Origin of the sequence: Gluconobacter roseus (genome assembly GCF_046058915.1) — a bacterium.
GTDB lineage: Bacteria > Pseudomonadota > Alphaproteobacteria > Acetobacterales > Acetobacteraceae > Gluconobacter > Gluconobacter roseus_A.
Genome location: NZ_CP175538.1, coordinates 920,298 through 938,019 on the forward strand (window position 1 = coordinate 920,298; position 17,722 = coordinate 938,019).

Annotated in this window: 15 protein-coding genes; 11 read left to right on the top strand and 4 right to left on the bottom strand. The window is 61.4% G+C overall.

Translation table 11 applies throughout. The features are described from left to right. Positions 1-32 precede the first annotated feature (32 nt). From alaS to mtnK, 5 genes are all read left to right on the top strand, one after another. Positions 33-2,672, top strand: a complete 2,640-nt coding sequence (alaS, locus tag ACJ2A4_RS04330) for an alanine--tRNA ligase (protein WP_408873752.1) — start codon at positions 33-35, stop codon at positions 2,670-2,672. Between the two features lie 116 nt (positions 2,673-2,788). After that, complete coding sequence (locus ACJ2A4_RS04335) at positions 2,789-3,472, top strand: carbonic anhydrase (protein WP_062508670.1); 684 nt, start codon at positions 2,789-2,791, stop codon at positions 3,470-3,472. Positions 3,473-3,489: 17 nt separating this feature from the next. Continuing rightward, positions 3,490-4,332: an endonuclease/exonuclease/phosphatase family protein gene (locus ACJ2A4_RS04340; RefSeq protein WP_408873753.1), complete on the top strand. Its 843-nt coding sequence runs from the start codon at positions 3,490-3,492 to the stop codon at positions 4,330-4,332. 72 nt (positions 4,333-4,404) lie between these two features. Continuing rightward, entirely contained in the window at positions 4,405-5,103 is a 699-nt protein-coding gene (locus tag ACJ2A4_RS04345) for a hypothetical protein (protein ID WP_408873754.1), read from the top strand. Continuing rightward, entirely contained in the window at positions 5,100-6,287 is a 1,188-nt protein-coding gene (gene mtnK / locus ACJ2A4_RS04350) for an S-methyl-5-thioribose kinase (protein WP_408873755.1), read from the top strand. The genes ACJ2A4_RS04345 and mtnK overlap by 4 nt, the downstream gene beginning before the upstream one ends. A gap of 39 nt (positions 6,288-6,326) precedes the next feature. On the opposite strand, the gene ACJ2A4_RS04355 is transcribed toward mtnK, so the two are convergent. After that, positions 6,327-7,874 (bottom strand): peptide chain release factor 3, encoded by a 1,548-nt coding sequence (locus tag ACJ2A4_RS04355; protein WP_408873756.1) that lies wholly within the window; start codon positions 7,872-7,874, stop codon positions 6,327-6,329. Between the two features lie 166 nt (positions 7,875-8,040). Then, positions 8,041-8,658 (bottom strand): 30S ribosomal protein S4, encoded by a 618-nt coding sequence (gene rpsD / locus ACJ2A4_RS04360; protein ID WP_062508664.1) that lies wholly within the window; start codon positions 8,656-8,658, stop codon positions 8,041-8,043. A 365-nt stretch (positions 8,659-9,023) separates the two neighbouring features. On the opposite strand from rpsD, the gene ACJ2A4_RS04365 reads away from it, so the two are divergent. Both ACJ2A4_RS04365 and ACJ2A4_RS04370 read left to right on the top strand, forming a co-directional pair. Further along, positions 9,024-9,494, top strand: coding sequence for a BON domain-containing protein (locus ACJ2A4_RS04365; RefSeq protein ID WP_062508662.1), 471 nt, complete (start codon positions 9,024-9,026; stop codon positions 9,492-9,494). A gap of 102 nt (positions 9,495-9,596) precedes the next feature. Beyond that, positions 9,597-10,811: an MFS transporter gene (locus ACJ2A4_RS04370; protein ID WP_408873757.1), complete on the top strand. Its 1,215-nt coding sequence runs from the start codon at positions 9,597-9,599 to the stop codon at positions 10,809-10,811. Here the strand turns inward: ACJ2A4_RS04370 and ACJ2A4_RS04375 are convergent. Continuing rightward, a complete protein-coding gene (locus tag ACJ2A4_RS04375; protein ID WP_408873758.1) occupies positions 10,765-12,159 on the bottom strand; it encodes an MATE family efflux transporter in 1,395 nt (464 codons plus the stop codon). The two genes, ACJ2A4_RS04370 and ACJ2A4_RS04375, sit on opposite strands and share 47 nt — an antisense overlap. 86 nt (positions 12,160-12,245) lie before the next feature. Between ACJ2A4_RS04375 and cysS the strand changes: the two genes are divergently transcribed. The 4 genes from cysS to ACJ2A4_RS04395 are packed head-to-tail and all read left to right on the top strand — an operon-like array spanning position 12,246 to position 16,266. After that, positions 12,246-13,604, top strand: coding sequence for a cysteine--tRNA ligase (gene cysS, locus ACJ2A4_RS04380; RefSeq protein ID WP_408873759.1), 1,359 nt, complete (start codon positions 12,246-12,248; stop codon positions 13,602-13,604). 2 nt (positions 13,605-13,606) lie between these two features. Then, the gene (locus tag ACJ2A4_RS04385) at positions 13,607-14,383 is read left to right on the top strand and encodes an RNA methyltransferase (protein WP_408873760.1); all 777 of its coding nucleotides are present in this window, start codon (positions 13,607-13,609) and stop codon (positions 14,381-14,383) included. 4 nt (positions 14,384-14,387) lie between these two features. Continuing rightward, positions 14,388-15,389 carry an ion channel gene (locus ACJ2A4_RS04390; protein ID WP_408873761.1) on the top strand — a complete coding sequence of 334 codons (1,002 nt, stop codon included), beginning with the start codon at positions 14,388-14,390 and terminating at the stop codon, positions 15,387-15,389. Then, positions 15,382-16,266, top strand: a complete 885-nt coding sequence (locus ACJ2A4_RS04395; protein ID WP_408873762.1) for an aldose 1-epimerase family protein — start codon at positions 15,382-15,384, stop codon at positions 16,264-16,266. The genes ACJ2A4_RS04390 and ACJ2A4_RS04395 overlap by 8 nt, the downstream gene beginning before the upstream one ends. A 42-nt stretch (positions 16,267-16,308) precedes the next feature. Here ACJ2A4_RS04395 and gltX read toward each other — a convergent pair whose 3' ends face one another. After that, a complete protein-coding gene (gene gltX / locus ACJ2A4_RS04400) occupies positions 16,309-17,643 on the bottom strand; it encodes a glutamate--tRNA ligase (protein ID WP_408873763.1) in 1,335 nt (444 codons plus the stop codon). Positions 17,644-17,722 lie beyond the last annotated feature (79 nt).

Here is a 17,722-nt window from a genome sequence, read left to right on the forward strand (position 1 = left end):
CCCTGTCTTCCTGGAACTGACACTCCCTCATCATGACCAGCACCAACGATATCAGATCGGCCTTTCTCGAATACTTCGGTTCGCAGGGCCACCGCATCGTTCCATCGGCATCCCTGGTGCCGCAGAACGACCCGACACTGCTGTTCACCAATGCTGGCATGGTGCCGTTCAAGAACGTCTTCACCGGCCAGGAAACACGCCCCTACTCCCGCGCCACCACGGCGCAGAAGGTCGTGCGTGCAGGTGGCAAGCATAACGATCTCGACAATGTCGGCTACACAGCGCGCCACCATACGTTCTTCGAAATGATGGGCAATTTCAGCTTTGGCGATTACTTCAAGCCTGAAGCCATCGAATTCGCCTGGACGCTGCTGACACGCGATTTCGGTCTTCCGAAAGACAAGCTGCTCGCTACTGTCTATGCGGAAGACGAGGATGCGGCCGATCTGTGGAAGAAGATCGCCGGCCTGTCCGATGACCGGATCATCCGCATTGGAACGTCTGACAATTTCTGGCGCATGGGTGACACGGGACCGTGCGGACCGTGCTCAGAGATCTTCTACGACCACGGCGACAGCGTGTTCGGCGGCCCTCCGGGAAGCCCGGATGAGGACGGCGACCGCTTCGTCGAGATCTGGAACCTTGTGTTCATGCAGTTCCTCGACCAGCCGGATGGCTCGCGCGACGCCCTGCCCCGGCCGTCAATCGACACGGGTATGGGTCTGGAGCGTTTTGCCGCGATCATGCAGGGCAAGCGCGACAACTACGACACCGACACGATGCGCGCACTGATCGAGGCCTCGGCCGAAATCATGCACCAGGACGCTGATGGTCCGTTCAAGGCCAGTCATCGCGTTGTGGCCGATCATCTGCGCTCTACCGCATTCCTGATCGCCGATGGCGTGCTGCCGTCCAAGGAAGGCCGCGGCTATGTTCTGCGTCGCATCATGCGCCGCGCCATGCGCCATCTGCACATCATGGGCGCGAAGGAGCCGGTATTCTATCGCCTGCTTCCGGCGCTGATCCAGCAGATGGGCGCAGCCTATCCGGAACTCGTCCAGCATCAGGCCCTGATTGCGCAGACAATGAAGGGCGAAGAAGAGCGCTTCACCGCCCTTCTGGAACGTGGCCTGACGCTGCTCTCCGACGAACTGGACCGTCTGGGCGACAAGGATGCTCTTCCGGGTGACGTGGCGTTCAAGCTCTATGACACGTTCGGATTTCCGCTGGATCTGACGCAGGATGCGCTGCGTGAAAAAGGCCGCACGGTTGATGAGGCCGGTTTCGAGACGGCGATGGCCGAGCAGCGCAAGCGTGCGCGTGCGGCCTGGGTCGGATCGGGAGATGCTGCAGCTGAAACGGTGTGGTTCGACGCACGTGACAAGCACGGTCCGAGCGAGTTCCTCGGTTATGTGTCCGAAAAGGCCGATGCCGAAGTCCAGGGGATCTTCCGAGGCAATGATGAACTGGCCGAGGCGCCGGCTGGTGACGACACGGTTGCGATCCTGCTGAACCAGACGCCGTTCTATGGCGAAAGCGGCGGTCAGGTTGGCGATCACGGAACGCTGACAGCTCCGGGCGTGCGCGTCGAGATCACCGATACGCAGAAGCGCAACGGCGATCTGATCGTGCATTACGGCAAGGTCGTCGAAGGCACGCTGAAACCGGGCATGGCGGTTCATGCCGAAATCGACCATGCGCGTCGCACGGCGGTGCGTGGCCATCACTCCGCAACCCATCTGCTGCATGAGGCCCTGCGTCGGCAGATCGGCACGCATGTCACGCAGAAGGGCAGCCTGAATGCGCCGGAGCGTCTGCGCTTCGATATCAGTCAGCCGCGTCCGCTGACGGATGAGGAGCTGGCAGCCGTCGAGGCCGAGGTCAATGCCCGCATCCGCGAGAATGCCCCGGTCGAAACGCGCCTGATGGCGCAGGACGAAGCCGTGGCGGAAGGCGCCATGGCGCTGTTTGGCGAGAAGTACGGCGACGAAGTCCGCGTGGTCTCGATGGGCAAGGGCGACGACGATCGCGCCGCCTATTCCATCGAGTTGTGCGGTGGCACGCATGTGGGGCGCGTCGGTGAGATTGGACCGTTCCGGATCGTCTCGGAAAGCGGTGTCTCGGCTGGCGTGCGCCGGATTGAGGCCGTCTGCGGTCTCGCTGCGGAAGCCATGGCGCTGGAAACCGAAGACCGCCTGAAGCAGATTGCAGACCTGCTCAAGGTTCCGGTTGCTGATGCCGCGTCCCGCGTGGCAGCGCTTCTGGAAGAGCGCAAATCCCTGACGGCGCAGGTCTCCGACCTGCAGCGCAAGCTTGCGACCGGCGAAGGTACGAGTGCCACGGAAAGCATCAACGGCATCACGCTTTCGGCGCGTGATCTGGGCGATGTCAGTCCCAAGGAACTCAAGGGGCTGGCGGAAAGCATTTCCAAGCAGATCGGGTCCGGTGTTGTGGCGCTGATGTCCAATGCTGATGGCCGCGGCAGCATCGTGATTGCCGTAACCAAAGACCTGACGGACCGTCTGGATGCCGTGAAGCTGGTTCGTGAAGCCTCGGCCCTGATGGGTGGCAAGGGCGGTGGTGGCCGTCCGGACATGGCGCAGGCCGGTGGTCCAAACGCAGACTCGGACGCAGTATTTGCAATGCTGCGCAAGACACTGGAAGCCGCGTAAGAAACGCGTCATGGTATGTCAGGGCAGTAACAAAGCATGGGTTGACCGGAATCATGCTTTACCTGTCCTGACAAAGCCTTCTAACTGCCCGGCAGTGCAAGATTAAGGAGAACACCATGGCCTGTGGTCGTGATACTCTGGCGAAACTGCTGGGCGGTGTCCGCAAGTTCGAGACGGACGTCTATCCGGAGAATGCGGAACTGTTCGAGAGCCTGGCCTCCAGCCAGTCTCCGTCCACCCTGTTCATTACCTGCGCCGACAGCCGGATCAGCCCCAGTCTCATTACCCAGACGGAACCGGGCGAGCTCTTCATCGTGCGCAATGTCGGCAACATCGTGCCGGCCTATGGCGAGATGCTGGGTGGGGTGTCGTCCGCGATCGAATACGCTGTGGGCGCGCTCAAGGTGAAGAACGTCATCATCTGCGGTCACTCCAACTGTGGCGCCATGGGCGCGCTGATGGATCTGAACTCGCCTAAGCTGGACAGTCTGCCGACGGTCAAAAGCTGGATGCGCCATGGCGAAGCAGCCCGCGCGGCCTTGGGCGATCTGAAGGCCGAAGATGCCGGACCGGAAGATATCCGCTCGCTCGCCGAATACAACGTGCTGCTTCAGCTCGTGCATCTACGGACGCACCCCACGGTTGTCCGCGCACTGGCGCAGGGTGAACTGAAGCTTCAGGGCTGGTTCTACGATATTCCCAAGGGCGAGATCCTCATTCTCGACGAGGGAACGCGCAAGACGCGCACGGTTGAAAGTGTGCTTGAGGAAATCGGCACCACCGAAGGACAGGCAGCCTGAGGCAGGCCGTTGCTTCCATGCTGGCCGGCTTTTTTCTGGTCGGCAGCATGGGACCTGTTTCTGCCCATACGATCAAACTCTCGACCTGGAACATGGACTGGCTGACACTGCGCCCGTCCGGAGATCCGGCTTTGCCGGATGATGTTCCAGGCGGCGAGCACCGGGATTTTTCGAAACTCGCGGCCTATGCCCGGCATCTGAACCCGGATGTCGTGGCATTTGAGGAAGTAGACGACCCGATCGCCGCGTCCCGTGTTTTCAGTCCCAAAACCTATCAGATCATCCTCACGCCCGATCCTGTCGTGCAGCGGGTTGGCGTGGCTGTGCGGCGCGATCTGCATGTGACGGTCAATGATGAACTGTCGGCTCTCAATGTGGCCGGACCTGAAGCGCAGCATCAGTTGCGGGGCGGCCTGGATGTCACCATCAGCGATGGTGTCGCAAACCTGCGGCTTCTGGTCGTGCATCTCAAGACGGGATGCTGGGACCAGCCGCTGAACCAGCGCCAGCATTCCTGCCCGACCCTGTACCAGCAGGTCCGCATCATGCAGGACTGGATGCTGGAGCGGCAGGATGAGGGCGAGGCCTATGCCGTGCTGGGGGATTTCAACCGGCGGCTGACGCTACATGATCCGCTGATGCAGCAGATCGAGGCCGAAACGCCCGTTACCCTCACGACAGCAGGCAAGGCCAGTCCCTGCTGGGGCGGCGAATATTTCATCGATCACATCCTTCTGGGAAATGCCGCGCGGGACTGGCTCGTGCCGGACAGCCTGCGGGTCATGACCTATAAGAACGATACGGTACCTGCCGGGCTTTCGGATCATTGTCCGGTTTCGGTCCGACTTGAGATGCCCTGAGGGTGCGTTGCCGGTCCGGCTATTCCGGTCCATGAAAGACGGCCTTTCCGCCATCCCTGTCTGGAGCGCCCTATGTCCTTTTCCCGATCAGACTGGCCCGTGACACCTCTGGCTTCTGCGGTTGCCGTCCGGATCGGACGTTCCATGCCAGAGCTTTCATCGGAGCTCGAAGCCCGTGTCACCCGGCACTGGGATGAAGCGCTGCGACAACATCCGGCGCTTTATAACGGGCGGGTTTTTTGTGCGGATACGATCGGATCAGAAATCATCACCGGGCACTGGTCGGAATACCGGCGCGTGCTGGCCCAGATGCAGGAGCCTGGTCTTTACGGCCCGGATGTTCTGCGTCCCCTGGCCGTGGTTGGTCTGCTGCGAACGACGGATGGGATTGTGATCGGCCAGCGGTCGGAAAAATCCATTTACCTGCCGGGGTACTGGCAGGGTACACCGGCCGGGAATGTGGAAAGCCGCGATGGAGAAGCGGACATTGATCTCGCGGCACAGCTCATGGCGGAATGTCGGGAAGAACTTGGCCTGACCGATGCGGAATGTGGCGTCGGGAGGTGTCTGCTGGCCTGCGAGCACTCGCAGACGCATATCGTCGATGTCGGGATGGAGATCACCGTTCCGCTGGATTTTAAGACCCTTCAGGAACGCTGCCACCGTCTGGGCAATGCGGAATATCGGGCGCTGATGCTGGTTCAGCCCGAAACTACGCTTCCGGAACGTCTCGTCCCCACACTGTCTGCCATGCTGGAGCAACAGCAATGACCTATCGTATTCTGGATGATGCCGCGCTGCGGGACTGGCTTGCAGAACAGCCGGAACTGTCAAAGCGTCTGGGCGGTGTGGCTTTGGACTGGTCCATCCGTGAAGTCAGCGACGGTAATCTCAATACGGTGTTTCTGGTGGACGGTCCTGCCGGTGCGCTGTGCTGCAAACACGCTCTTCCTCATGTGCGGGTTGCGCCGGACTGGCCCATGCCGCTGGAGCGGGCGCTGTATGAGGCCCGCTATATGCGGGCCGTGGCATCGGCCGTTACAGGGTTGATGCCGGAGCTTTTTGCTTATGACGCGGATCTGTTCTTGCTCGTTATGGAATGCCTCACGAAGCATGAAGTCCTGCGTTCGGCACTGATCGAGGATCGGGCCGAGCCGGGGTTTTCCGCCGTAATCGGCGCCTATGTTGCCAAGACGGTGCAGGCGACAGGCTGGGTGAACCAGCCGTTCGAGACCGGTGCGCGCCTGCTGGAACAGTTTTCCGGCAATACCGCCCTCACCCGCATTACGGTCGATCTGATCCTGACGGACCCGTACCGCATCTGTGACCGCAACCCGGAACCGGAAGCGGGTCTGCTGGATGATGTAAAAGCGCTCCAGACTGACCAGATCCTGCACCGTGCCGTGGGGCAGCTTCAGGACCGGTTCCTGACGGCGCGACAGGCGCTGTTGCACGGAGATCTGCATACAGGATCCATCATGCTGGATGGCACGGATGTGCGGGTCATCGATGGCGAGTTTGCGACGATGGGGCCGATCGGATTCGATTGCGGGCTTTATCTGGGCAATCTGGCGCTGCATCTCTGCGCGGCTCCAAAGAAGGCAGCGGCACTCAGAGCGGAAATGGTGGCCTTCTGGCAGATTTTCTCCGAAGAGCTTCGGTCCGGTCTTCAGAATGGAAGTGGGGATATGTGGGCGCTGTCGGGATCTGCCGGGCGGCAGGACCTCATTGAGTCGTTCCTCAAAGACATCCTGCGCGATACGGCCGGATTCTGCGGACTGGAGATGATCCGTCGCACCGTCGGGTTTGCACAGGTTGCGGATTACAGCCTGTGCAGCACGGAAAAAGACCGTCTGCTGGCGCGACAGAAGGCGTTGCAGATCGGGCGGACACTGATCGTGGAAGGTACGTCGCTGCGATCCTTCGACAGCCTTCTGTCCCTGATGGGACTGTAAGAAAAAGCCCCACTCCTTGCAGAGCGGGGCTTTTTCTTTTCAGGCGGCTGACATGCCGATCTGTTTGATGTCGTGGAATGCAAGATCGGGGTTCATCTCGATAGTCCGGCGCATCATGAAGGATGATGTGGCGAGGAAGACCGGGTCTCCATCCAGATCATCCGCCATGGCGGACCGGTTCAGGTCCTGGAAGGCTTCGATCTTGGCACGGTCGCCAGTGATCCAGCGGGCCAGCGTGTAAGGCGTGCTTTCGAAACCGATGGCCACGCCGTATTCGCCCTGGAGACGAGACTGGAGCACGTCGAGCTGAAGCGTTCCGACCACGCCCACGATCGGCGACAGGCCATCCTGCGGGCGGAAAAGCTGGACGACGCCTTCCTCAGCCAGCTCCACCAGAGCCTGCCGCAGCTTCTTGGCCTTCATCGCATCATCAAGGCGGACACGACGCAGGATTTCGGGCGCGAAGTGCGGCACGCCGGTGAAACGCAGGTCTTCGCTCTCGCTCAGCGTATCGCCGATCCGCAAGGTGCCGTGGTTCGGGATGCCAACGACGTCGCCACCGAATGCTTCTTCGGCAAGCTGACGGTCACGGGCAAAGAAGAACTGGGGCGTGTGCAGGGCAAACTGCTTGCCAGTGCGGACATGCTTGAGACGCATCCCGCGGGTCAGACGACCGGAGCACACGCGGGCGAAGGCCATGCGGTCACGATGGTTGGGGTCCATGTTGGCCTGAATTTTGAAGACCAGAGCCGTGACCTGATCTTCGCTGGCCTTCACTTCCCGCGTCTCGGTCTGCTGGGCACGCGGAGCCGGACCGTAGGCGACGAGCGCGTCGAGCAGATCCGTGACGCCGATTTCCTTCATGGCCGAGCCGAAGAAGACCGGGGACAGATGACCCGCATCGAAGGACTCACGATCGAATTCCGGCAGAGCCGCTTCGGCCAGTTCGACTTCTTCGCGCATCTGGATGATGCGGGGATCGTCCTCGCCGACCGGCTCCTTGGTGTGCACTTCCTTCGTGCGCAGGTCGTAAGTACCGATGAACTTTGCGGCACGCCCGATCGGCCAGGTCGCCGGAGACGTATCGAGAGCCAGCGTGTTGGCGATCTCGTCAAGCAGCGCGAAGCAGTCCTGTGCTTCACGGTCCATCTTGTTGATGAAAGTGACGATGGGGATGTCGCGCAGACGGCAGATCTCGAACAGCTTGCGGGTCCGGTCCTCGATGCCCTTCGCGGCGTCGATAACCATGACCGCGCAATCCACGGCTGTCAGGGTGCGGTAGGTGTCTTCGGAGAAGTCTTCATGGCCCGGCGTGTCGAGCAGGTTGAAGACGCAGTCGCCATATTCAAAGGTCATGACCGAGGTCACGACAGAAATGCCACGGTCGCGCTCGATCCCCATCCAGTCGGACTTGGTGCGGCGACGCTCGCCCTTGGCACGGACATTGCCCGCCATCTGAATGGCACCACCGGCACGCAGGATACGCTCGGTCAGGGTCGTCTTACCGGCATCCGGATGGGAAATGATTGCAAACGTACGCCGGCGAGCGATCTCGCGGGTGATTTCCGCGCTGAGGGCTTCGGACATATGAACTCCGATAGGAACGGGATGCCCGGAGCCGTGCCAGAACGCCGCAAAGCGGCACTGGCCGCGCATCCGGGCGGTGAGCCTGAAAACAGAAAGCGCCGGACGGGAGACCCGCCCGGCGCTTTCCGGTCGCTTTCTGATCCGGGCCGCAGGGCCCGGGATCGGATTAGCGGGAGTAGAACTCGACGACCAGGTTCGGTTCCATCTGCACCGGGTACGGCACGTCGGAGAGAACCGGGGTACGCAGGAACGTGCCCTTCATCTGGCGGTGATCGACGTCCACGTATTCCGGCGTGTCGCGCTCACCCGTCTGGACAGCGTCGAGCACAATGGCGAGCTGCTTGGAGGAGTCACGAACCTCGATGACGTCGCCTTCCTTCACGAGGTAGGACGGGATGTTCACCTTCTTGCCATTGACCGTGACATGGCCGTGGCTGATGAACTGACGGGCCGCGAACGGCGTGATCGCGAACTTCAGGCGGTACACGACGGCGTCCAGACGACGCTCGAGCAGACCGATCAGGTTCTCGGACGTATCGCCCTTGCGACGGACGGCTTCGTCATAATACTTGCGGAACTGCTTCTCGCTGATGTTGCCGTAGTAGCCCTTGAGCTTCTGCTTGGCCATCAGCTGGATGGAGAAGTCGGACGGCTTCTGCTTGCGGCGCTGACCGTGCTGGCCGGGGCCGTATTCGCGACGGTTGACCGGGGACTTGGCACGGCCCCACAGGTTGACGCCGAGGCGGCGATTGATCTTGTACTTGCTCTCAAGACGCTTTGACATGGGTTGACCCCTGTACTCATCAGAACCGCCCCATGCTGCATGGCGGCCCGTTTTGTTGTGCCGGTAGGCCCCTCCCCGGATTGGGAAGGACGGGCGCGCACCCAGATGCCGGGCCGGCGGGATGCAGAATCCCGCGCTGATGGTCCGGCCGGTACGTCCACGTTTCCGGCTGTGCCGTCGCGCCTACAGGAGTCCCCACGCCGGGTCAATCAAAACCTGCTTGCCAGCCCTGTCATTTTCTTGCAGTGGGGGCGCGGAAAATGCGCAACCACTTCACGTCTGGTTGCGCTAACGGTCCGGAACTCCCCTTTCGCCTTTCCGAAGGTTTCCCTGGGGGGAGCAACACGCTTTTTCGAGTTTCCTGTATGAAAATCTATCGCTTCAATCCCAAGGCCGGTCGTATCGGCGAAGGCTCCCTCGAAGGACTGGTGCAGTCCCTTGATGCGCCCCTGCCCCCCAAGCCCGGGGAAAGCGTCATCAAGCGTGCCTTCAAAAAATTTGGCCTCGCCCAGATGCATATGTCCCATCTGGTGATCGACGACCGCACGATCTATCTGCGCGGCAAGGCCAACAGTGCCAAGGAACGTGACCAGATGATCCTGGCCGCCGGTAACGTTGCCGGTGTCTCCGCGGTCGAGGCCGAAATCGCCGTTCCGGCCGGAACGCCCGACCCCGAATTCCTGGAAATCAAGACCAGCAAAACGCTGGACGAAGTGGCCGACAAGCTGCCCCAGGATGTCACGGGCGATGAACTCCTTGATGCAAATCAACCGCTTGTCACATCCAAGGATGACATTTATCCGGGTCAGACCATCCGTCTGCCAACCGAGAACTGATCTGTACTCAACGGCTCCTCCCTGTCGGGGAGCCGTTACCGTTTTTCATTATCCGGCAATGGCAGCACGGTCCTGACCTCCATTTCCGGATCTAGTTTTTTTATGGACTCCATCGAACCTCTCGACGTCGAGCGGGTGCGCCCACCCTACGGTGTCGGACCGGCCATGCTGTCCCTCATGCTGGCGACTTTCACCATCGGAACCGGCGAATTCGCCATGATGGGTCTGCTGCCGGAATTCTCCCATTCCCTGAACATCACCATTTCGCAGGCAAGCTGGGCGATCTCTGCCTATGCAATGGGCGTTGTCATCGGCGCACCGCTGATTGCGATCCTTGGCGCCCGTCTACCCCGCCGCACGCTCCTCCTCTGCCTGCTGTGCCTGTTCATCGCGGGCAATATCGGCAGCATTCTCATGCCGGGCTTTGCCGGTATCGAACTCATGCGTTTCATCACGGGCCTGCCTCACGGGGCCTTCTTCGGTGTTTCGGCGCTAATTGGTGCATCGATGGTCGAGCGGGCCCGGCGCGGACGGGCCGTCGGGCAGGTGCTGTCCGGCATCATGATTTCGACTGTGATCGGATCGCCGCTTTCCACCTATGCCGCCAATCATGTGGGCTGGCGCGTGGCTTACGGAAGCATCGTCGCACTGGGCGTATTATGCTTCGCAGGCATCTGGTTCTTCGCACCGCGTGACAGACCACATCCGGGCGCAACGGCATTGTCAGAACTCGGTGCATTCAAGCGACCGCAGGTTCTGCTGACGCTACTGACCAGTGCAGTCGGGTTTGGTGGCCTGTTCGGGATCTACACCTTCCTGACGACCGGACTGACGCAGGTGACGCATCTGTCGGGCTGGCTGGTCGCGGTCTATCAGGTCGTGTGGGGTCTGGGCATGGTCGCGGGTAATGCGCTTGGGGGAACCATGGCGGATCGCAGCATTGACCGGACAGTGATCGTCTCGCTGACGGCAAGCATCATCTTCATGCTGGGGTTCTGGCTGCTGCTGCCCTCGCCCTATGCCATGCTGCCGGTCACGTTCCTTGTCCCGGCCGGGATCATTATGCTCTCCCCGGCCCTTCAGACACGGCTGATGGAAGTTGCCGGAGACGCACGGGCTCTGGCGGCCTCGCTCAATCATTCAGCCTTCAATCTGGCCAATGCCTTTGGCGCCTGGCTCGGCGCCGTACTGGTTAGCTCCGGGCTTGGACTGGGATCGGTTGGCTGGGGCGGAGCCGTGTTCTCGGCTCTGGGTCTGCTGATCTATTTCATCACGATGTGGCAGGGACGGGCTTGCGCATCACACGCAGCAGCCTGATCCCGAAGGCCACGCAGGTCGTGGCCAGCGCCAGCGCCATGCCGATCCACAGGCCTTCCACACCGACATGCTGGTGGAAGGCCAGCCATCCCCCGAAAACCAGACCGATCACACCGTAGCTCACCACGGCGATCAGCATGGGTGTCACGGCGTCGCCGCAGCCGCGCAGGGCGCCGCTGAACACGCATTGCAGCCCATCCACGATCTGATAGAGCCCGGCGGTCCGAAGCAGGATGACAACGAGCGCCGTGGTCTCGGGATCGGGTGCGCGATTCGAAAAGTACAGCGGCAGGATCTTTTCCGGCCAGATCAGCAGCAGCGAGGATGTGGCGAGGCTCCACATCAGGACGATGCCCGTACCGGTCAGGGCCGCACGACGGCTCTGCTCCATGCGGCCGGCACCGCGCCAGTAGGCTACCCGGACATTGGTCGCCTGCCCGATCGCCAGACACACCATGAACAGCAGCGAACTAACATTCAGCGCGACCTGATGCGCGGCCAGACTATGCGTTCCAAGCTCGCCGGCCCGCAGACTGGTGATCTGGAACATCAGGATCTCGGCGGCCGCTCCCATCATCATCGGACCGCCAAGCTTCAGCAGTTCCTTTACGACCGGCCACTGCACGGCGGCGGGCTTCAGCACCGCCCGAACGCGCGGATGGGTCAGGCACAATCCGAGCAGCGCAAAACTGACGACCCACCCGGTCAGCGTCGTGGCGGTTGCAGAACCGTAAAGCCCCATGGCCGGGAGACCTGCCCAGCCATGAATGAGAGCAGCATTGGTCAGACCATTACAGACCGCCATGGCCGGCATGATCCAGAGCAGCAGCGTTTCCGCCCCGAGCGCTGGCAGCGCGACACGCAGAACACCGATGACCGCAAGATCAGGCAGCAGCGACAGCAGCAGGATGTCGATGAAACGGCTGCCATGCGTGACCACCTCGGCAGGCTCGCCAATCGCACCGAAGATCGTCTTGGAGAAAGCAAGAAGCAGCGCGCAGGGGATGAAGACCGCAATGGCCAGCATCAGCGTCGCACTCATGACGCTGCGGCCATCATGGGACGTCCGGCCATGTTCTTCCGCACCCCGGCCATGCGACAGAAGCACCCCTGCCCCGCCGAGAATGGCCTGGAAGGTCACCATCGTCGTGAAGAAGAACGTGCTCGACAGGCCACCAATCGCGACCTCTGTTACACCAAGGCCACCGAGCAGGATCGTATCCGTCACCCCCATGGCCATTTCGGAAAGCTGCGACAGGGCCAGCGGCAGGGCAACGCGCAGCAGGGCCAGCGCATGACTGCGCGGGGTTGTCGGATCGGTCGGCGGACTGGAAAGGGCACTGCTCATGCGCCCCCTATTACAGGGGCCAAACCTTCCGACAAGAGTAACAAAGCCTGTTGCACCTGAACCAAGGCTGGCGCATTGATCGGCGTATGGCCGATCCTGCTGCAAACGTGCTCCGCCTGCACGATACCCATCTTCGCGACAAGCGACCGTTCACGCCCCTCGATCCTGAGAATGTGCGCGTCTATTTCTGTGGACCGACCGTCTATGACCGCGCGCATCTGGGCAATCTGCGCGCCATGATGTGCGCGGATGTCCTCATCCGCCTGCTGCGCACGATGTATCTGCGCGTGACCTATGTCCGCAACGTGACCGACGTGGACGACAAGATCAACGCGCGCGCAAAGGAAAACGGAGAAGACATTTCCGCCCTGACCGAGCGTACGACGCAGGCCTTTCATGAAGATCTCGCGTCACTCTTCATCCTGCCGCCCGATATCGAACCGCGCGCCACCCATCATATCGAGGATATGCTGAAAATGATCGCGCGCCTGATCGAGAACGGACATGCCTATGAAGCCGAAGGGCATGTCCTGTTCGCGGTGCGCAACTTCCCGTCCTATGGTGCGCTTTCCGGGCGTTCGCTGGATGATATGATCGCGGGTGCACGTGTTGAAGTCGCGCCCTACAAACGTGATCCGGGCGATTTCGTGCTGTGGAAGCCCTCCGAGCCGGATCTGCCGGGCTGGGACAGCCCATATGGGCGAGGTCGTCCGGGCTGGCATATTGAATGCTCGGCCATGTCGCACCGTTATCTGGGCGAGAGCTTCGACATCCATGGCGGCGGCGACGATCTGCTGTTCCCGCATCATGAGAACGAACGCGCGCAGTCCATGTGCTGCTATCCGCACGGCAAGTTCGCCACGCACTGGGTCCATAACGGGATGCTGCTGTCGAACGGCGAGAAAATGTCGAAATCGCTCGGCAATTTCTTCACGATCCGCGAAGTGCTGGACCGCTCGCCGGCCGAACCGCTGCGCCTGCTCTATCTGGGCGCGCATTACCGCTCCACGCTGGATTTCAGCTGGGAGAAGCTTGAGGAAGCGCGCCGGGTTCTGGACCGGCTGTACCGGGCGCTGGAACGCGGAAACGCACAGCCCGGCGCTGCCGTCCCCGCTGCGGTCATGGACGCCCTGTGCGATGATCTGAACACGCCGCTGGCCATTGCCGCCTTGCACCCGCTGGCGGATGCCGCCATGCAGGGCGATCAGGACGCGGCCTCCAGCCTGCTGGCAGCAGGAAAGCTGCTGGGTCTGTTCAATGTCACACCTGCCGAGTGGTTCCAGTCCGGTGTGGACGCAGGTGCGATCGAAAAGCTGATTGAAGAACGCCTTGCAGCCCGTAAAGCCCGCGATTTCGCCCGTGCCGATGCCATTCGTGCGCAGCTTGCAGCCGATGGCATCACCCTCGAAGACGGCCCTGGTGGCACAACATGGCGGAAGGCGTAACCATGACCGGACGTGACGGCGGGGCGAATATCGGCCCTATCGGTGATTTTGATCCGGTCGTGATCCTGGTGCGCCCGCAACTTGCCGAGAATATCGGCACGACCGCGCGCGCCATGGCAAACGGCGGCCTGTTCCATCTGCGCATCGTGGCCCCGCGTGACGGCTGGCCGCAGGAACGCGCCTGGTATGCGTCGTCGGGCGCGGACCGGATTCTGGATGCAGCCCAGGTGTTTGAGACCGTGGACGATGCGGTCGCCGATCTGCACCGCATTTTCGCAACCTGCCCGCGCCCGCGCCATGTGGTCAAGCCGGTCATGACCGCGCGCGGAGCCGCGGCCGAACTGCGGGTTGCGTCCAATCGCGGCCTGCGCACCGGTATCCTGTTCGGACCCGAGCGCGCCGGGCTGGATAACGAGGACATGGCCCGCGCCGATACGCTGGTCCGCTATCCGCTCAACCCGAAATTCATGTCCCTAAACCTCGCACAGGCCGTGCTGATCATGGCCTATGAGTGGTTCCTGACCGAGGACATGACGCCGCCGCGCGAACTCATGACCAATGAGACGCATGTGGCGACGAAGGGCGAGATGGAGAATTTCATGTCCCATCTCATCCGCGATCTGGACGAGACGAATTTCCTTCGAAATGAGCAGAAACGCCCCGGCATGGTGCGGAACCTGCGTCATTTCTTCACCCGAGGCGAAGTGACGGAACAGGAGCTTCGCACCCTTCACGGCGTGGTCAGTGAACTGAGCAACGCCCGCAGGAACAGGAGCTGATCCCATGATCCACTGGCGCCACAGGAAACGGATGGAACCCCGACCTGATCCTGGAGTGCCAGTCCACTCTGAAACGCATGCAACGGTCGTCGAGACCGCCAACAAGATCCGCGCCCATGTTCTCGAAGAGAACGGCCGGAGCGACATCATCCGGACCGGTCTGGATGCCGGGGTTTTCGGCGATCTCTACCATACCCTGATGACCATGAGCTGGTTTGCCTTCTTCTGGGCATCCATGGGTCTGTATCTGGTCATCAATGTCGCCTTTGCGCTGATGTATTACGTCATCCCGCACAGTGTGAGCGGTGTTCCGCACGGCGATTTCCTCGATGATGTTTTCTTTAGCGTGCAAACCATTTCGACCGTCGGTTACGGCACCATGGCCCCCGTCGGGCGACTGACGAACACGATCGTCTCTTTCGAAGTTCTGGCCGGCATGATGCTCAATGCCCTGGCGACGGGGCTGGTCTTTGCCCGCTTCTCCCGTCCCCGCGCACGGGTGCTGTTCAGCCATGTGGCGGTCGTCTCCTATGACGACGTGATCCCGACACTGACGATCCGTCTGGCCAACCAGCGCCGCACGCTGATCCTTTCGGCCAATATCGAAATGACCCTGACGCGGCTGATGTCCGATGAGCGCGGACGTCTGGTGCGCCGCTTTGACCGGCTGACGCTGGTGCAGTCGCATATGCCGATCTTCCGGATCAGCCTGAACGCAACCCATCTGATCGACGATCACAGCCCGCTTTACGGCCTCACTGCAGAGACGCTGATCGGTCAGAACGCGGAAATCATCATCACGATGGACGGCACGGACGAGATTTCTTCCCAGACCGTTTTCGCCCGTCACGCCTATGAGATCGGACATGTCAAACACGGCTACCGTTTTTCGGATATGATCCAGAATCGTCCGGATGGTCGGGTGGAGGTCGATTTCCGTCGCTTCCATACGACCGAGCCGGGCGATATGCCCGTGGCACCTGAACAGGAGACATCCCATGACTGACCACATGACGGATGACAGACATGATTTCGGCACCGGCCTGCTGAAGGCTTCGGTCAAAAGCCACGGCGCCGAACTGGTCGCACTCAGCCGGGGTGATGATGTGCTGCTCTGGGAAGGCGGACCGGCCTGGCCGAAGCACTCCCCGATCCTGTTCCCGATCGTGGGAACACTGCCGGACGATGCTTCCACACTGGATGGCAGGCCCGTCCATCTCAGGCGGCATGGATTTGCCCGCAACCGCAGTTTCCGCTGGATTGCGCAGGACGTGGATGGCTGCACGCTTGAACTGGTGGACGATGCGGAAACCCGTGCTGCCTTTCCGGCCGCTTTCCGGCTGAGGATCGTCTATCTCATCGAGAATGAGACGCTGCGTGTCTCGTATCACCTGCACAATCCGTCCGATACCGCGACCCTTCATGCCTCGCTCGGGGCCCATCCGGCCTTTCGCTGGCCGTTGAAAGACGGTGTGGCGAAGGACAGCTACAGACTGCTCTTCGAATATGACGAGCCGCTGCCCATACGCCGGATCGACGCTGACGGGATGCTTCTGCATGAGAAGTTCCGCACCCCTGTCCGGGAGAATGTCCTTGAACTGCGCGATGCGCTTTTCGAGAAAGATGCGATCATCATGGACCGGCCGGAGAGCCGATCGCTGGACATGACCGGACCGGACGGGCACGGCATCCGTGTGGCCTGGGGCGGATTTCGCGAACTGGGCCTGTGGGCCAAGCCGGGCGCGGAGTTCCTGTGTATCGAGCCCTGGTACGGCTACACAACACCAACTGGCTTTACGGGTGATTTTTCACACAAGCCGGGCCTGCTTCATCTGAAGCCCGGCGAGAAATGGACGGCATTCTGGTCCGTCAAGGCCATCTGAAAAATGGTCCGTCGTGCCGCACTTGGCACGACGGACATGATTTCAGGCCTGAATGGCGTCCCGCAGACGGGCGACCGTCCGCTCACGGCCCATCAGGCCGAGCAGAACATGCAGTTCCGGTCCTGCATCTTCACCCGTCAGGGCCAGACGCAGCGGCATGAACAGGCTGCGGCCCTTGCGGCCGGACTGTTCCTTGAGCGCGTTTGTCCAGTCCTTCCACGTCTCCTCGCCCCACGGCTCGGCCGGGAGAGTGTCGAGGGCCTGCTGAAGGAAGGCGCGGTCTTCCGGCTGTGACGGCGGAATGATCGTGCCATGCACCACGTCCCACCAGTGCGGGATTTCAGCCGACAGATCCACATTGCCCCGCACTGCGTGCCAGAACGTCTCGTCTGCTTCGGGCGGAAGATGGATCTTCGCGGCTTCGAACGGCAGGTTGTGCAATGCACGCCGGTTCAGGGCGAGAAGCTGCGTCATGTCGAAGCGGGCGGCCGACTTGGACACATGCGAAATGTCATAGGCCGCAATGGCCTCGTCCATCGTCATGACCTGCGGATCGTCGGAGGAGCCGACGCGGGCGAGATAGGAGACGATCGACATCGGCTCCAGTCCGTCCTGACGCAGGGATTTCAGCGCCAGCGAGTCAAACCGCTTGGACAGCTTGCCCCCATCGGAATCCAGCAGAAGCGGCAGATGCGCGAAGGTGAAATGGTCGGGCTTGGCGCCAAGGGCTTCGGCGATGTCGATCTGCACGCCGGTATTGGTCACATGGTCTTCGCCGCGGACGATATGGGTGATGCCCATGTCCAGATCGTCGATGACGGAGGCCAGGGTGTAGAGGATCGTCCCATCCCCACGCACCAGAACCGGATCGGAAATAGCCGTCAGCTTGACCGAGCACTCATCCATGACGAGATCCTGCCACTTGCGGCTGCCATCGCTGAGGCGGAAGCGCCAGTGCGGCGTCTTACCGTTGGCTTCGGCGCGGGCGCGCTGGTCGGCCGTAAGCTTGAGCATGGCACGATCATAGATCGGCGCCTTACCGGCGCGGATACGGGCTTCGCGCTTGGCGTTCAACTCATATTCCGTCTCGAAGCACGGATAGAGACGGCCGGATGCCTTCAGCTTTTCGATGACTTCGGCATAGCGATCGAGGCGCTCGGACTGGCGCACATACTCGTCCCATTTCAGCCCCAGCCATGACAGGTCCTTGCCGATGGCTTCTTCATATTCGGGCTTGCCGCGGGTGGTATCGGTATCGTCGATCCGCAGCAGGAACTTGGCGCCGTTATGGCGCGCGAAAAGGAAGTTGGCGACGGCAAGGCGCGCATTGCCAACATGCAGGTAACCGGTCGGGGACGGAGCGAAGCGCAGTTTCATGACGCCTTAATGCCGCATGATGCGCCGCGTTGCCAGAGCGGGTTTTTATGAAGCGCCGCGCAAAAGAAGGGGAGCATGC

Excerpts from the sequence above, each read along its gene's own strand:
- alaS (WP_408873752.1), top strand. The coding sequence starts at position 33 with ATGACCAGCACCAACGATATCAGATCGGCCTTTCTCGAATACTTCGGT.
- ACJ2A4_RS04335 (WP_062508670.1), top strand. The coding sequence starts at position 2,789 with ATGGCCTGTGGTCGTGATACTCTGGCGAAACTGCTGGGCGGTGTCCGC.
- ACJ2A4_RS04340 (WP_408873753.1), top strand. The coding sequence starts at position 3,490 with ATGCTGGCCGGCTTTTTTCTGGTCGGCAGCATGGGACCTGTTTCTGCC.
- ACJ2A4_RS04345 (WP_408873754.1), top strand. The coding sequence starts at position 4,405 with ATGTCCTTTTCCCGATCAGACTGGCCCGTGACACCTCTGGCTTCTGCG.
- mtnK (WP_408873755.1), top strand. The coding sequence starts at position 5,100 with ATGACCTATCGTATTCTGGATGATGCCGCGCTGCGGGACTGGCTTGCA.
- ACJ2A4_RS04355 (WP_408873756.1), bottom strand. The coding sequence starts at position 7,874 with ATGTCCGAAGCCCTCAGCGCGGAAATCACCCGCGAGATCGCTCGCCGG.
- rpsD (WP_062508664.1), bottom strand. The coding sequence starts at position 8,658 with ATGTCAAAGCGTCTTGAGAGCAAGTACAAGATCAATCGCCGCCTCGGC.
- ACJ2A4_RS04365 (WP_062508662.1), top strand. The coding sequence starts at position 9,024 with ATGAAAATCTATCGCTTCAATCCCAAGGCCGGTCGTATCGGCGAAGGC.
- ACJ2A4_RS04370 (WP_408873757.1), top strand. The coding sequence starts at position 9,597 with ATGGACTCCATCGAACCTCTCGACGTCGAGCGGGTGCGCCCACCCTAC.
- ACJ2A4_RS04375 (WP_408873758.1), bottom strand. The coding sequence starts at position 12,159 with ATGAGCAGTGCCCTTTCCAGTCCGCCGACCGATCCGACAACCCCGCGC.
- cysS (WP_408873759.1), top strand. The coding sequence starts at position 12,246 with ATGGCCGATCCTGCTGCAAACGTGCTCCGCCTGCACGATACCCATCTT.
- ACJ2A4_RS04385 (WP_408873760.1), top strand. The coding sequence starts at position 13,607 with ATGACCGGACGTGACGGCGGGGCGAATATCGGCCCTATCGGTGATTTT.
- ACJ2A4_RS04390 (WP_408873761.1), top strand. The coding sequence starts at position 14,388 with ATGATCCACTGGCGCCACAGGAAACGGATGGAACCCCGACCTGATCCT.
- ACJ2A4_RS04395 (WP_408873762.1), top strand. The coding sequence starts at position 15,382 with ATGACTGACCACATGACGGATGACAGACATGATTTCGGCACCGGCCTG.
- gltX (WP_408873763.1), bottom strand. The coding sequence starts at position 17,643 with ATGAAACTGCGCTTCGCTCCGTCCCCGACCGGTTACCTGCATGTTGGC.